Annotated in this window: 11 protein-coding genes; all 11 read left to right on the top strand. The window is 46.8% G+C overall.

Going from position 1 to position 15639, the window contains the following annotated elements; genetic code table 11:
* Nucleotides 1–6: 6 nt before the first annotated feature.
* Nucleotides 7–4107, top strand: coding sequence for a DNA-directed RNA polymerase subunit beta (gene rpoB / locus A9236_RS09275; protein ID WP_071464435.1), 4101 nt, complete (start codon nt 7–9; stop codon nt 4105–4107).
* Nucleotide 4108: 1 nt separating this feature from the next.
* On the top strand, nt 4109–8371 hold the full coding sequence (gene rpoC / locus A9236_RS09270) for a DNA-directed RNA polymerase subunit beta' (RefSeq protein ID WP_071464436.1): 4263 nt from the start codon (nt 4109–4111) through the stop codon (nt 8369–8371).
* A gap of 177 nt (nt 8372–8548) precedes the next feature.
* On the top strand, nt 8549–8929 hold the full coding sequence (gene rpsL, locus A9236_RS09265) for a 30S ribosomal protein S12 (RefSeq protein WP_011901896.1): 381 nt from the start codon (nt 8549–8551) through the stop codon (nt 8927–8929).
* Between the two features lie 150 nt (nt 8930–9079).
* Entirely contained in the window at nt 9080–9550 is a 471-nt protein-coding gene (rpsG, locus tag A9236_RS09260) for a 30S ribosomal protein S7 (protein ID WP_015420229.1), read from the top strand.
* Between the two features lie 27 nt (nt 9551–9577).
* Entirely contained in the window at nt 9578–11680 is a 2103-nt protein-coding gene (fusA, locus tag A9236_RS09255) for an elongation factor G (RefSeq protein ID WP_071464437.1), read from the top strand.
* A 50-nt stretch (nt 11681–11730) separates the two neighbouring features.
* The gene (tuf, locus tag A9236_RS09250; protein WP_071464438.1) at nt 11731–12921 is read left to right on the top strand and encodes an elongation factor Tu; all 1191 of its coding nucleotides are present in this window, start codon (nt 11731–11733) and stop codon (nt 12919–12921) included.
* A 113-nt stretch (nt 12922–13034) separates the two neighbouring features.
* Nucleotides 13035–13346, top strand: coding sequence for a 30S ribosomal protein S10 (gene rpsJ / locus A9236_RS09245; protein WP_011901899.1), 312 nt, complete (start codon nt 13035–13037; stop codon nt 13344–13346).
* Nucleotides 13347–13543: 197 nt separating this feature from the next.
* Complete coding sequence (rplC, locus tag A9236_RS09240) at nt 13544–14200, top strand: 50S ribosomal protein L3 (protein WP_071465078.1); 657 nt, start codon at nt 13544–13546, stop codon at nt 14198–14200.
* 11 nt (nt 14201–14211) lie between these two features.
* Entirely contained in the window at nt 14212–14832 is a 621-nt protein-coding gene (gene rplD / locus A9236_RS09235) for a 50S ribosomal protein L4 (RefSeq protein ID WP_071464439.1), read from the top strand.
* Nucleotides 14829–15143 carry a 50S ribosomal protein L23 gene (gene rplW / locus A9236_RS09230; RefSeq protein WP_071464440.1) on the top strand — a complete coding sequence of 105 codons (315 nt, stop codon included), beginning with the start codon at nt 14829–14831 and terminating at the stop codon, nt 15141–15143. Before rplD ends, rplW begins: the two co-directional genes overlap by 4 nt.
* 2 nt (nt 15144–15145) lie before the next feature.
* The coding region (gene rplB, locus A9236_RS09225; RefSeq protein ID WP_071467860.1) for a 50S ribosomal protein L2 at nt 15146–15639 on the top strand (494 nt) is incomplete at its 3' end.

Below are 15639 nucleotides of genomic sequence, written 5' to 3'. Positions count from 1 at the left end.
GATGAAATGAACTATAGCTTCACCGAACGCAAGCGAGTCCGTAAAAGCTTTGCTAAGCGAGTAAATAACCACCAGGTTCCGTACCTGATCGCAACGCAGCTGGAATCCTACGCTAAATTTTTACAGGCTGAAAAGCCAGCAATGTCTCGTCTTACTGAGGGACTTCAAGCTGCCTTTACATCAGCATTCCCAATTGTGTCTAACAACGGCTATGCACGTATGGAATACGTGTCTTACCAGTTATCACAGCCACCATTTGACGTTAAAGAATGTCAACAGCGTGGTTACACATACCACTCTGCCTTGCGCGCAAAAGTTCGCTTGATTATTTATGATCGCGAAGCGCCTACTAAGGTTAAAGAGGTAAAAGAGAGCGAAGTCTACATGGGTGAAATTCCACTCATGACAGAAAATGGCTCTTTTGTGATCAATGGTACTGAGCGCGTGATCGTTTCTCAGTTGCACCGTTCCCCAGGCGTGTTCTTCGAGCACGATAAGGGTAAAACACATAGCTCAGGTAAGTTGCTGTTCTCAGCACGCATCATTCCTTACCGTGGTTCATGGCTCGATTTCGAGTTTGATCCGAAAGACATTCTCTATTTCCGCGTTGACCGTCGTCGTAAGATGCCTGTCACCATTTTGCTCAAAGCAATTGGTTTAAACAACGAACAGATTCTTGCTAACTTCTTTAACTTTGACCATTTCTCATTAACTGCTAACGGCGGTTCAATGGAATTTGTGCCAGAGCGTTTGCGTGGTCAGTTGGCTAGCTTTGATGTGCTCGACAAGAATGGCGTTATTGTCATTCAAAAAGACAAGCGTATCAATGCAAAGCATATTCGTGAACTCGAAGCTGCTAAAACTAAAACAATCGCTGTACCAGACGACTATTTAATTGGTCGTGTAGTGGCACGCAATATTGTTGATCCAGATTCTGGTGAAATCTTGGCCTACGCTAATGATGAAATCACTGAAGAGGTATTGGCTACATTGCGCGATGCAGGCATCAAGCAATTAGAAACTATCTACACCAATGATTTGGATTCTGGTGCATACATTTCTCAGACATTGCGTACTGATGAAACAGCGGATCAAATGGCTGCTCGTATCGCCATCTACCGCATGATGCGTCCTGGTGAGCCTCCAACAGAAGATGCTGTAGAAGCCTTGTTCCAGCGCTTGTTCTACAACGAAGATACTTACGATTTGTCACGCGTTGGCCGTATGAAGGTCAACAGCCGTTTGAACCGTCCAGAAATGGAAGGCCCAATGGTTCTGTCAAACGAAGATATTCTCGACACCATTAAGTCCCTCGTAGATTTGCGTAACGGCAAAGGCGAAGTAGACGATATCGATCACTTAGGTAATCGTCGTGTACGTTGCGTTGGCGAATTGGCTGAAAACCAATTCCGTGCTGGTTTGTCACGTGTTGAGCGTGCGGTTAAAGAACGTCTCGGCCAAGCCGAAACAGAAAACCTCATGCCGCATGACTTGATTAACAGTAAGCCAATCTCTTCTGCGATTCGTGAGTTCTTCGGTTCTTCACAGTTGTCCCAGTTTATGGACCAAACCAACCCGCTTTCAGAGATCACGCACAAGCGTCGTATTTCTGCGTTGGGACCTGGTGGTTTGACCCGCGAGCGCGCAGGCTTTGAAGTGCGCGACGTGCATCCAACTCACTATGGACGTGTTTGCCCAATTGAAACTCCCGAAGGACCAAACATTGGTTTGATCAACTCACTCGCGTTATTTGCGCGTTTGAATGAGCATGGTTTCTTAGAAACCCCATACCGTAAAGTTTCCAATAGCAAGGTAAGCGATGAAGTGGTTTACCTCTCTGCGATTGAGGAAGCAAAGTATGTGATTGCTCAGGCAAACGCAACAATCGACAAGAGCGGTAAGTTGGCCGACGAATTAGTTTCTGCTCGTCAAGCTGGTGAAACCATGATGGTTAGCCCAGAGCGCATCGATTTCATCGACGTTGCTCCTAGCCAGATCGTTTCTGCTGCCGCTTCACTCGTTCCATTCTTAGAGCACGATGATGCAAACCGTGCGTTGATGGGTGCGAACATGCAGCGTCAAGCAGTTCCTTGCTTGCGTCCGGATAAGCCATTGGTTGGTACAGGTTTAGAGCGTATTGTTGCGGTTGACTCTGGCACTGTTATTTTGGCGTCCCGCGGCGGTATCGTTGATTATGTTGACGCTAACCGTGTTGTGATTCGTGTAAACGATGATGAGACAGCTGCTGGTGAAGTTGGTGTGGATATTTATAACCTCATCAAGTACACCCGTTCAAACCAAAACACCAACATTAACCAACGTCCTATCGTTCAGGCTGGTGATCGCGTAGCGCGTGGTGACGTTGTTGCTGACGGCGCATCTACCGATTTGGGTGAATTGGCTTTGGGTCAAAACATGACTGTGGCATTTATGCCATGGAACGGCTACAACTTCGAAGATTCAATCTTGATCTCTGAAAAAGTTGTTGCTGACGACCGCTACACCTCTATTCATATTGAAGAGTTGTCAGTGGTTGCGCGTGATACCAAGCTGGGTTCAGAAGAAATTACTCGCGATATCTCCAATTTGGCAGAGTCACAACTCTCCCGTTTGGATGAAAGCGGTATTGTTTACATCGGTGCTGAAGTTGAAGCTGGCGACGTATTGGTTGGTAAAGTAACTCCAAAGGGCGAGACTACTCTCACTCCTGAAGAGAAGTTACTACGTGCGATCTTCGGTGAAAAAGCATCTGACGTTAAAGATACTTCTTTGCGCGTTCCATCAGGAATGATCGGTACTGTTATTGATGTTCAGGTCTTCACCCGTGAAGGTATTGAGCGTGATGCACGTGCACAGTCAATTATCCAAGAAGAATTACAACGCTATCGTTTGGACTTGAACGACCAGTTGCGTATTGTTGAGGGCGATGCCTTCATGCGTTTAGAAAAGCTGTTGATTGGCAAGGTTGCCAATGGCGGTCCTCAGAAATTAGCTAAAGGCACTAAGATTGACAAGGAATACCTTGCCAGCTTAGATAAATACCATTGGTTTGACGTTCGTCCAACAGATGATGAGGTTGCCTCACAAGTTGAAGCAATCAAGTCTTCTATTGAAGCGAAGCGTAAGCAATTTGATGAGGCTTTTGAAGAGAAGCGCACCAAGCTTACCCAGGGCGATGATTTACAGCCTGGCGTAACAAAGATGGTTAAGGTGTACTTGGCCGTTAAGCGTCGTTTACAGCCTGGTGACAAGATGGCCGGTCGTCACGGTAACAAGGGTGTGGTTTCTAAAATCGCCCCAGCTGAAGATATGCCATTTATGGCTGACGGACGCCCTGTTGACATCGTCTTGAACCCATTGGGTGTTCCTTCCCGTATGAACGTTGGCCAGATCTTGGAAACCCATTTAGGTTGGGCTGCCCAAGGTATTGGTAAGCGTATTGACGAGATGGTTCGTGAGCACGCTAAGCAAGCTGAATTACGTAAGTTCTTCAAGCAGCTTTATAACGAAACAGGTCGTGTTGAAGACATCGACAACTTCACTGATGAGCAGATCAATGTTTTGGCTGAGAATCTCCGCCAAGGCTTGCCATTTGCTACTCCAGTGTTTGATGGTGCTACTGAAGCTGAAATCGGACGCATGCTCGAGTTGGCGTATCCAGAAGATGTTGCTAAATCTTTGAAGATGACCCCTTCACGTCAGCAAATGATTTTGTGCGACGGCCGAACTGGCGACCAATTTGAGCGTCCAGTCACTGTTGGCGTAATGCACGTCTTGAAACTCCACCATTTGGTCGATGACAAGATGCATGCACGTTCAACCGGACCTTACTCTTTAGTAACGCAACAGCCATTGGGCGGTAAAGCTCAGTTCGGTGGTCAGCGCTTTGGTGAGATGGAAGTCTGGGCCCTCGAAGCATACGGTGCTTCATATGTCTTGCAGGAAATGCTGACAGTGAAGTCCGATGACGTCGCAGGCCGTACCAAGGTTTATGAAAACATCGTCAAGGGCGAGCACACGATTGATGCTGGCATGCCCGAATCCTTCAACGTGCTGGTAAAAGAAATCCGTTCGTTGGGTATTGACATTGACATGGAGCGCAACTGATATGAAAGCATTGCTCGATTTATTTAAGCAAACGCAGGGCGAAGAGCAGTTTGATGTCATCAAAATTGGTCTCGCATCTCCTGAGAAAATTCGCTCATGGTCTTTTGGTGAAGTACGCAAACCAGAAACCATCAACTACCGGACTTTTAAGCCCGAGCGTGATGGTTTGTTCTGCGCCAAGATTTTTGGACCAACCAAAGACTACGAGTGCTTATGCGGTAAGTACAAGCGTTTAAAGTTCCGTGGCGTGATCTGCGAGAAGTGTGGCGTTGAGGTTACCCTCGCTAAGGTACGTCGTGAGCGCATGGGCCACATTGAGTTGGCAGCCCCTGTAGCGCACATTTGGTTCTTGAAATCACTGCCATCCCGTTTGGGCATGGTTCTCGATATGACATTGCGTGATATCGAGCGCGTTCTCTACTTTGAAGCATATGTAGTTGTTGATCCTGGCATGACTCCTGAAGGCGCAATGAAGCGCGGTCAGATCATGTCTGAAGATGAATACATTGCTAAGACTGAAGAGTATGGTGACGGTGCATTTACCGCCATCATGGGCGCTGAAGGTATTCGTGATCTCTTGCGTTCGATTGATATCGATCGTGAAGTAGAGACGATTCGTGCAGATTTAAAAGCCACTGGTAGCGATGCCAAGATCAAGAAATACGCTAAGCGCTTAAAAGTGCTCGAGGCGTTCCAGACTTCAGGTATCAAGCCTGACTGGATGATCATGGAAGTGTTGCCAGTATTGCCACCAGAGTTGCGCCCATTGGTGCCATTGGATGGCGGTCGCTTTGCTACTTCTGATTTGAACGACCTCTACCGTCGCGTTATTAACCGTAACAATCGTCTTAAGCGTTTATTAGAGTTGCGCGCTCCAGAGATCATCGTTCGCAACGAAAAGCGGATGTTGCAAGAAGCGGTTGACTCATTGCTCGATAACGGTCGTCGCGGTAAGGCTATGACTGGCGCTAATAAGCGTCCGCTCAAGTCCTTGGCTGAGATGATTAAAGGTAAGAGCGGTCGTTTCCGTCAAAACTTGTTGGGTAAACGTGTTGACTACTCAGGTCGTTCAGTCATCGTGGTTGGCCCTACACTGAAATTGCATCAGTGCGGCTTACCAAAATTGATGGCATTGGAATTGTTCAAGCCATTTATTTTCAACAAGCTTGAGACTTTAGGAATTGCAACCACCATTAAGGCTGCGAAGAAAGAAGTTGAGAGCCAGACTCCAATCGTTTGGGACATTCTCGAAGAAGTGATTCGTGAACATCCAATCATGTTGAACCGTGCACCTACATTGCACCGTCTCGGTATTCAGGCTTTCGAGCCAATGCTGATTGAAGGCAAAGCAATCCAATTGCACCCATTAGTCTGCGCGGCATTTAACGCGGACTTTGACGGTGACCAAATGGCGGTTCACGTTCCTTTGTCGCTCGAAGCGCAAATGGAAGCGCGTACATTGATGTTGGCTTCGAACAACGTATTGTTCCCAGCTAACGGCGAGCCATCAATCGTTCCTTCACAGGACGTGGTGTTGGGTCTGTACTATGCTACACGTGACAAGATCAACGGTAAAGGCGAGGGCATGGTCTTCGCTAACATTACTGAAGTAGTGCGTGCATACGAAGCAGGTCAAGTTGAATTGGCTTCTCGTGTTGCTGTGCGTATTACTGAGTATGAGATCGTGGACAAGAAGGCAGAGGGCGATGCCCGTTTTGCTGAGAAGACCAAGATTTATCACACATCAGTTGGCCGCGCCATCTTGTCTGAGATTTTGCCTAAAGGCATGTCTTTCGAGGAAATCAACAAGCCTTTGAAGAAAAAAGAAATCTCACGCTTGATCAACACTTCATTCCGTAAGTGCGGCTTGCGTGAAACAGTGATTTTTGCTGACCGCCTCTTGCAGTCTGGTTTCCGCTTGGCAACCAATGCAGGCATCTCTGTTGCGATCGACGATATGTTGATCCCAACATCTAAAGAGCGCATCATCACTGAGGCTTCTGCCAAGGTTAAGGAGTATGACAAGCAGTTCATGTCAGGTCTCGTAACCAATCAAGAACGTTACAACAACGTGGTTGATATTTGGGGTGCTGCAGGTGATCAGGTTGGTAAGGCGATGATGGACGAGTTGTCACACGTTGACGTACTCGACCGTAACGGTAAAACTGTGCGTCAAGAATCCTTCAATTCCATCTACATGATGGCGGACTCTGGTGCGCGTGGATCTGCAGCGCAGATTCGCCAGTTGGCTGGTATGCGTGGTTTGATGGCCAAGCCTGATGGCTCGATCATTGAGACCCCAATTACTGCGAACTTCCGTGAAGGTTTGAACGTATTGCAGTACTTCATTTCAACCCACGGTGCTCGTAAAGGTCTGGCTGATACAGCGTTGAAGACAGCGAACTCTGGATACTTGACACGTCGTTTATGTGACGTAACTCAAGACCTCGTAGTCATTGAAGATGATTGCGGCGCAACTTCTGGCGTAACAATGAAAGCGCTGGTTGAAGGCGGTGAAATTATCGAAGCATTGCGCGATCGTATTTTGGGTCGTGTATGTATCGGTGACATCGTTCATCCAGATACACAAGAAGTTATTGTTCCTAACGACACACTGCTTGACGAAGATCACGTTGATCAAATCGTTGCATTGGGTATCGACGAAGTTAAGGTTCGCACAGTATTGTCTTGCTTAACTCGCTTCGGCTTGTGTGCTAAGTGTTACGGACGTGATCTAGGTCGTGGTGGTTTGGTCAACGTTGGTGAAGCAGTTGGCGTTATCGCTGCTCAGTCCATCGGTGAGCCAGGCACACAGTTGACTATGCGTACCTTCCATATCGGTGGTGCAGCGTCACGTGCATTGGTTGCAAGTAATATTGAAGCCAAGTCTAACGGTGCATTGAAGTTCTCCGGCACGATGCGTGTTGTGAAGAACGCAAAGGGTGAGCAGATCGTGATTTCACGTTCTGGCGAAGCCTTGATCGTTGACGAGAATGGTCGTGAGCGTGAGCGTCATAAAGTGCCTTACGGTGCAACTCTCTTGTTAAAAGAAGATGCAGCCGTGAAAGCTGGCGCAAGCTTGGCGACTTGGGATCCGTTAACACGTCCGATTATTTCTGAGTACGCTGGTATCGCTCGCTTCGACAACGTCGAAGAAGGTGTAACCGTTGCTAAGCAGGTTGATGAAGTTACTGGCCTCTCCACCTTGGTGGTGATTGACGGTAAGCGTCGTTCTGCTGCAAGCAAAGGCGTTCGCCCAATGATCAACTTGGTTGATGACAAGGGTAACGAAGTCATGATCGCCGGTACTGATCATCCAGTTAACATTGGCCTCCAAGTGGGCGCTTTGATTACTGTTAAAGATGGTCAGAAGGTCGAAGTTGGTGAAGTGTTGGCACGTATTCCAATCGAATCACAGAAGACTCGCGATATTACCGGTGGTTTGCCACGCGTTGCAGAATTGTTCGAGGCACGTTCACCAAAAGATGCAGCTGTATTGGCGAAAGTTACTGGAACCGTTTCCTTCGGTAAAGAAACCAAAGGTAAACAGCGTTTGGTTATTGCCGATATGGATGGCGAAGCTAATGAATTCTTGATTCCTAAAGAGAAGCAAGTTCTCGTTCATGATGGTCAAGTTGTGAATAAGGGCGAGATGATTGTGGAAGGCCCTGCTGATCCACACGACATCTTGACTCTCAAAGGTATCGAAGAGTTAGCAATCTACATCGTTGACGAAGTGCAGGACGTTTATCGTCTCCAGGGTGTGAAGATCAATGACAAGCACATCGAAGTAATCGTGCGTCAGATGTTGCGTCGTGTTCAGGTAACTGATCCGGGCGATACATCCTTCATCACTGGTGAGCAGGTTGAGCGTTCTAAGTTATATGACGCGAACGATGCGGTGATTGCCCAAGGCAAGCATCCAGCTCAGTTCGACAACGTATTGCTTGGTATTACTAAGGCATCCTTGTCGACCGACAGCTTTATTTCAGCGGCTTCTTTCCAAGAAACCACCCGTGTATTGACCGAAGCAGCGATTATGGGCAAGACCGATACACTCCGTGGCCTCAAGGAAAACGTCATTATTGGTCGCCTGATTCCTGCAGGTACCGGCTTGTCATACCGCCGTGCACGCAAGGTCAGAGAGCAATTCGAGCGTGATCGCGCTCAAATGATTGCCGCTGAAGAGGAAGCAATGGCTAACGCCCCTGTAGAAATAGAGGCTGAAGTGGTTGCTCCTGCTGGGGAGGCTGATCCGAGCTAATTTGGTAATTCTGGCCAGAAATGGCCAGTTTTTTCCCCATTAGGTTGACGGAAAGGGCTGGCCAAGCTAGAATGCTGAGTTCTACTGATTCAGAAGAGGGTCTTTTTGACCTAGAAATTCTCTAAGTCATTGATTTTCTTGAAGAAAGCAACAAAGAAGTACTAACCGAGCTATTTTATGCCAACAATTAATCAATTAATACGCAAGCCAAGATCCAGGCTTATCGTTAAAAGCAAGAGCCCTGCACTGGAAAACAGTCCGCAGCGCCGTGGTGTATGTACACGTGTGTACACAACCACTCCTAAAAAGCCTAACTCTGCGCTTCGTAAAGTAGCCAAAGTTCGCCTAACCAATGGTTTTGAAGTGATTTCATACATTGGTGGTGAAGGCCATAACCTCCAGGAACACTCAGTAGTGTTAATTCGTGGCGGTCGTGTAAAGGATTTGCCAGGTGTTCGCTACCACATCGTTCGTGGCTCACTTGACTTGCAAGGTGTTAAAGACCGTAAGCAGTCACGTTCCAAGTACGGTGCTAAGCGCGCCAAGAAAGCTGCTTAATAGCAACTTCAAGTATTTGCAGTAAGTCTTCGTTTGTCAGACTTAAAAGACAAGTAAGTGGTTGTTCCGTTTAAGAAATTTCTTAAATAGTAGGGCAACCGGAGCGGATGATTCATGTGAATCATCCCTAACTGAACTGAAGGAGTAGTTATGCCACGTCGTCGTGAAGTTCCCAAACGGGAAATTTTGCCGGATCCAAAATTCGGCAATGTAGAAGTAGCTAAATTCATGAACGTCCTGATGTTGGACGGCAAGAAATCGGTTGCAGAGCGTATCGTTTACGGTGCCTTTGATCACATCGAGAAAAAAGCAAACAAAGAACCACTCGAAGTTTTCTCAACAGCTATGGGCAACGTTAAGCCAATGGTTGAGGTGAAGAGCCGTCGTGTTGGCGGTGCTAACTACCAGGTTCCTGTTGAAGTTCGCCCATCACGCCGCTCTGCTTTGGCAATGCGCTGGGTGCGTGAAGCCGCTAAAAAGCGTGGTGAGAAATCTATGGCTCAACGTTTGGCCAACGAATTATTAGAAGCTGCTGAAGGTCGTGGCGGCGCAATGAAGAAGCGTGAAGAAGTTCACCGTATGGCAGAAGCTAACAAAGCTTTCTCACATTTCCGCTTCTAATCAAATAGTAAAGAAAAGGCACCAACAGTGGCACGTAAAACCCCCATCGACAAATACCGCAATATCGGTATTTCTGCGCACATCGACGCAGGTAAGACAACAACTACAGAACGCGTTTTGTTCTACACCGGTGTTAATCACAAAATTGGTGAAGTGCATGATGGCGCGGCTACCATGGACTGGATGGAGCAAGAGCAAGAGCGTGGTATCACGATTACTTCCGCTGCTACAACCACTTTCTGGAAGGGTATGGCAGGCAATATGCCTGAGCACCGTATCAATATTATTGATACCCCAGGACACGTAGACTTCACGATTGAAGTTGAGCGCTCTATGCGCGTTTTGGACGGCGCTTGCATGGTTTACTGTGCGGTAGGTGGTGTGCAGCCACAATCAGAAACTGTTTGGCGTCAAGCTAACAAGTATCAGGTTCCCCGTTTAGCATTCGTAAACAAGATGGACCGTACTGGCGCGAACTTCTTCAAGGTCTATGACCAAATGAAGATGCGCCTAAAAGCAAATCCAATCTTGATTCAAATTCCTATCGGTGCCGAAGAAAACTTCAAAGGCGTTGTGGACTTGGTAAAGATGAAGGCCATCTATTGGGATGAAGCTTCACAAGGCACTAAGTTCACCTACGAAGATATCCCTGCTGAGTTACAAGCTTCTGCTGAAGAGTGGCGCGAGAAAATGCTCGAAGCTGCTGCAGAGAGCTCAGAAGAGTTGATGGAAAAGTATCTCGGCGGCGAAGGCTTGACCGAAGAAGAAATTAAAGCAGCATTACGTCAACGTACTATCGCTAACGAAATCGTTCCAATGTTGTGCGGAACTGCCTTCAAAAACAAAGGCGTTCAAGCAATGTTGGACGCAGTAGTTGAGTTGCTGCCATCCCCATTGGATGTTCCACCGGTTCTTTGTGAATTAGAAGACGGCACTCCTGCAACTCGTGAGGCATCTGATAATGCGAAGTTTTCTGCATTAGCATTCAAGATCATGACTGACCCATTCGTTGGCCAGCTCATTTTCTTCCGCGTTTACTCAGGTGTGATGAAGTCTGGCGACACAATCTATAACCCAATCAAGGGTAAGAAAGAGCGTGTTGGCCGTTTGTTGCAGATGCATGCAAACCAACGTGAAGAAATTAAAGAAGTTTACGCAGGCGATATCGCTGCAGCGGTTGGTCTAAAAGACGCAACTACTGGTGAGACATTGTGTGATCCAGATAGCATCGTGATTTTGGAGCGCATGGTATTCCCAGAGCCAGTAATCTCACAAGCTGTTGAGCCAAAGACTAAAGCTGACCAGGAAAAAATGGGCCTTGCTTTAAATCGCTTGGCACAAGAAGATCCTTCTTTCCGTGTGAAGACTGATGAAGAATCAGGCCAAACCATTATTTCTGGTATGGGCGAGCTTCACTTAGAAATTTTAGTTGACCGTATGAAGCGTGAGTTCAGCGTTGAAGCAACTGTTGGTAAGCCACAAGTTGCCTATCGCGAAACCATTCGTAAGGTTTGCGAAGAAATCGAAGGTAAATTCGTTAAGCAATCTGGTGGTCGTGGTCAATATGGTCACGTAGTATTGAAATTAGAGCCACAAGCACCTGGTAAAGGTTTTGAATTCGTCGACGCTATTAAGGGCGGTGTAGTTCCACGTGAATATATCCCTGCAGTAGAAAAAGGCATTATCGAAACTTTGAACTCCGGTATTTTGGCTGGCTATCCAGTTGTAGATATCAAAGCAACATTGTTCTTCGGTTCATACCATGACGTTGACTCCAACGAAAACGCATTTAAGATGGCGGGTTCTATGGCATTCAAAGACGGTATGCGTAAAGCATCCCCTGTGTTGCTTGAGCCGATGATGGCTGTTGAAGTAGAAACACCAGAAGATTTCATGGGTAACGTTATGGGTGATCTCTCATCCCGTCGCGGTATTTTGCAAGGTATGGATGACATTCCAGGGGGCGGTAAGATCGTTCGCGCTGAAGTGCCATTGGCAGAGATGTTTGGTTACTCAACTGGCTTGCGCTCGTTGACCCAAGGTCGCGCTACCTACACCATGGAATTTAAGCATTATTCCGAAGCACCTAAGAACGTTGCTGAAGCAGTTATGGCTGCTAAAGCGAAGTAATTTATCCACATTAATTTTGAATATTGACTAGCTAAAGAAGGCAGACAAAAATGGCAAAAGAAAAGTTCGAGCGGACAAAACCGCACGTAAACGTAGGCACCATCGGTCACGTTGACCACGGTAAAACCACATTGACAGCAGCAATCGCAACTGTGCTCTCAAAAGCATTCGGTGGCGAAGCAAAAGCATACGATCAGATCGATGCTGCTCCAGAAGAAAAAGCACGTGGTATTACGATTAATACTGCACACGTTGAGTACGAGACTGCAAATCGTCACTACGCACACGTCGATTGCCCAGGACATGCTGACTACGTTAAGAACATGATTACTGGTGCTGCGCAGATGGACGGCGCAATTTTAGTTTGCTCTGCAGCCGACGGCCCAATGCCACAAACGCGTGAGCACATCCTCTTGGCACGCCAAGTGGGCGTTCCTTACATCGTTGTTTTCTTGAACAAGTGCGACATGGTTGATGACGCTGAATTGCTCGAGTTAGTTGAAATGGAAGTTCGTGAGCTTCTGTCTAAATATGACTTCCCAGGCGATGACACACCAATCGTTCAAGGTTCTGCTAAGTTAGCGCTTGAAGGCGACGAAGGCCCATTGGGTAAAGAAGCCATCATGAAATTGGCTGAAGCACTCGATACATACATCCCAACTCCAGAGCGTGCAATTGATGGCGCGTTCTTGATGCCAGTAGAAGACGTGTTCTCTATCTCCGGTCGCGGTACTGTTGTAACCGGTCGTATCGAGCGTGGCATCGTTAAAGTCGGTGAAGAGATCGAAATTATCGGTATCAAGCCAACCCTCAAGACAACTTGTACTGGCGTTGAAATGTTCCGCAAATTGCTCGACCAAGGTCAAGCAGGCGATAACGTTGGTATCTTATTGCGCGGTACAAAACGTGAAGAAGTTGAGCGCGGCCAAGTATTGGCTAAGCCAGGTTCAATCACCCCACATACTCACTTTACAGCCGAGGTTTATATCTTGGGTAAAGATGAAGGTGGTCGTCATACTCCATTCTTTAACAACTATCGTCCACAGTTCTACTTCCGTACAACGGACGTTACTGGTTCAATCGAGTTGCCAAAAGACAAAGAAATGGTGATGCCTGGTGATAACGTCACAATTACCGTAAAACTCATCGCTCCTATCGCGATGGAAGAAGGTTTACGTTTTGCGATCCGTGAAGGTGGCCGTACTGTTGGCGCCGGCGTGGTTGCAAAGATTTTGGCTTAAGTAGTAGTAAAAAATATTTAGCGGTTTGCTAACCGGTGACATCAGTGCTGCTGATGTCACCGAGCTCTTTAGATGTATAACGTGGCAGCACCACAACGCTCTTTGGAATTAATATGCAAAACCAAAAAATTCGTATTCGCCTTAAAGCATTTGATTACCGTTTGATCGACCAGTCTGCAGCTGAAATTGTTGATACAGCTAAGCGTACTGGTGCAGTTGTTAAGGGTCCAGTACCTTTGCCAACCCGTATTGAGCGTTTTGATATCTTGCGTTCACCACACGTGAACAAGACATCACGTGATCAGTTAGAGATCCGTACCCATCTCCGTTTAATGGATATTGTTGATCCTACAGAGAAAACTGTAGATGCTTTGATGAAATTAGACCTCCCAGCAGGTGTGGACGTCGAAATTAAGTTGCAGTAATTTGTTATTTCCAGTCTTTTTGCTTGTCAAGACTGGGTTTTCGGGATAGAATCTAAGGCTTCGCTCAATTATTTGAGCGAAAATTTGAGTTTTATCAGTATTAAAAACGCTGTAAGTTATTGATTTAGAAGTACTTTTACTTGTAAATCACTTAAATTAATTTTGCCGACCAATCGAAGTCGGCGTGGAGCATGAATATGAGCTTAGGCTTAATCGGCCGCAAGGTCGGCATGACCCGTCTATTTACGGACGAAGGGGATTCAATCCCTGTAACCGTAATTGACGTGAGCGACAACAGAATCGCTCAAATCAAGACCCAGGCAACTGATGGCTATGATGCTATCCAGTTGGCACATGGCACACGTAGAGCTACACGCGTTACTAAAGCAATGGCTGGTCACTTCGCCAAAGCTGGAGTGATGGCTGGTAACGGTCTCAACGAATTCCAATTAGACGCAGCAAAAATTGCAGAAATGACGCCAGGACAAGTAATTCCTGCTGAAGCTGCATTTACTGCTGGTCAAAAAGTGGACGTACAAGGTGTGTCTATCGGTAAGGGCTACGCAGGTACCATCAAGCGTTATCACTTCGCTTCTGGTCGTGCATCCCACGGTAACTCACGTTCACATAACGTACCAGGCTCAATCGGTATGGCGCAAGATCCAGGCCGTGTTTTCCCTGGTAAGCGTATGACCGGTCACTTGGGTGACGTTACACGTACAGTTCAAAATTTAGTCATCGCACGCATTGATGCAGAACGTAATCTCATCATGGTTAAAGGCGCTATTCCAGGTGCCCCGGGCGGTAAAGTTATTGTTACTCCAGCGGTGAAAACACCGTTGAAGAAGAAATAAGGAGAGCGAATATGGAACTTAAGCTTCTCCAAGACAACGGTACTTTAGGTGCAGGCGTTCAAGCTTCACCAGAAGTATTCGAACGTGAATATAACGAAGCATTGGTACACCAAGTTGTAGTGGCCTACCAAGCAAATGCACGCAGCGGTAACCGTGCACAAAAAGACCGTGAGCAAGTTAAGCACACAACCAAGAAACCTTGGCGTCAAAAAGGTACTGGTCGTGCACGTGCTGGTATGAGCTCTTCCCCGCTGTGGCGTGGGGGTGGTCGTATATTCCCAAATTCTCCAGAAGAGAATTTCAGCCAAAAAGTAAACAAGAAAATGTACCGCGCTGGTATGAGATCAATTTTGTCTCAGTTGGCTCGCGAAGGTCGTTTGAATGTTGTTGATCAATTCAATCTTGATGCTCCAAAAACTAAGGTTTTAGCTGACAAAGTTAAGGCAATGGGTTTGGATTCAGTCTTGATCATTGTTGATCAGGTTAGCGAGAATTTGTACTTGGCATCACGTAACTTGCATAAAGTTGCTGTATGTGAGCCACAGCACGCCGATCCATTAGCTTTGGTTCAATACAAAAAGGTATTGGTCAGCAAATCAGCGATCGCAAAAATTGAGGAGTTGCTGAAATGAGCCAAGTCCGTAAAAACGATCACAACCTAATGAAGGTTCTGCTTGGTCCGGTTATCTCTGAAAAAGCCACAATGGTTGCAGAGAAGAACGAACAAGTAGTGTTCCAAGTTGCTCGCGACGCAAATAAGCTCGATGTAAAACAAGCAGTTGAATTGCTCTTCAAAGTGCAAGTTGACTCTGTTCAAATCGTGAATCAAAAGGGTAAGCCTAAGCGCTATGGCCGTTTTGAAGGTCGTCGTGACCACACTAAGAAGGCCTATGTGAATTTGAAGCCAGGTCAAGAAATTAACTTTGAAGCGGAGGCGAATTAATCATGCCTTTGATGAAGACAAAACCGACCTCACCAGGTCGTCGCTCAATGGTCAAGGTGGTCAATCCTGACCTCCATAAAGGCAAGCCTTTTGCACCATTGTTAGAGCCACAGTTTCAAAAAGCGGGACGTAATAATAACGGCCACATCACTACCCGTCATAAAGGTGGTGGTCACAAGCATCATTACCGTGTTGTTGACTTTAAGCGCAACGACAAAGATGGTATTCCAGCAAAAGTTGAACGCTTGGAATACGATCCAAACCGCAGTGCAAATATTGCATTGATCGTGTTTGCGGATGGCGAGCGTCGCTATATTCCTGCTGCTAAGGGCATGACTGTTGGCCAATCTTTGATGAGTGGCTCAGAAGCCCCAATCAAATCTGGTAACAATTTGCCAATTCGTAATATTCCTGTTGGTAGCACAATTCACTGTGTAGAAATCATGCCTGGCAAAGGTGCTCAAGTAGCCCGTTCGGCTGGTGGTTCAGCAGTATT

It is taken from the genome of Polynucleobacter sp. QLW-P1DATA-2 (assembly GCF_001870365.1).
In the GTDB taxonomy this organism is placed as follows: Bacteria; Pseudomonadota; Gammaproteobacteria; order Burkholderiales; family Burkholderiaceae; genus Polynucleobacter.
Note: the sequence above shows the minus strand (reverse complement) of the source record. Positions and strands in the feature narration are given on the sequence as shown.

Coding starts and splice junctions, on each gene's coding strand:
- rpoB (WP_071464435.1), top strand. CDS start 7: ATGAACTATAGCTTCACCGAACGCAAGCGAGTCCGTAAAAGCTTTGCT.
- rpoC (WP_071464436.1), top strand. CDS start 4,109: ATGAAAGCATTGCTCGATTTATTTAAGCAAACGCAGGGCGAAGAGCAG.
- rpsL (WP_011901896.1), top strand. CDS start 8,549: ATGCCAACAATTAATCAATTAATACGCAAGCCAAGATCCAGGCTTATC.
- rpsG (WP_015420229.1), top strand. CDS start 9,080: ATGCCACGTCGTCGTGAAGTTCCCAAACGGGAAATTTTGCCGGATCCA.
- tuf (WP_071464438.1), top strand. CDS start 11,731: ATGGCAAAAGAAAAGTTCGAGCGGACAAAACCGCACGTAAACGTAGGC.
- rpsJ (WP_011901899.1), top strand. CDS start 13,035: ATGCAAAACCAAAAAATTCGTATTCGCCTTAAAGCATTTGATTACCGT.
- rplC (WP_071465078.1), top strand. CDS start 13,544: ATGAGCTTAGGCTTAATCGGCCGCAAGGTCGGCATGACCCGTCTATTT.
- rplD (WP_071464439.1), top strand. CDS start 14,212: ATGGAACTTAAGCTTCTCCAAGACAACGGTACTTTAGGTGCAGGCGTT.
- rplW (WP_071464440.1), top strand. CDS start 14,829: ATGAGCCAAGTCCGTAAAAACGATCACAACCTAATGAAGGTTCTGCTT.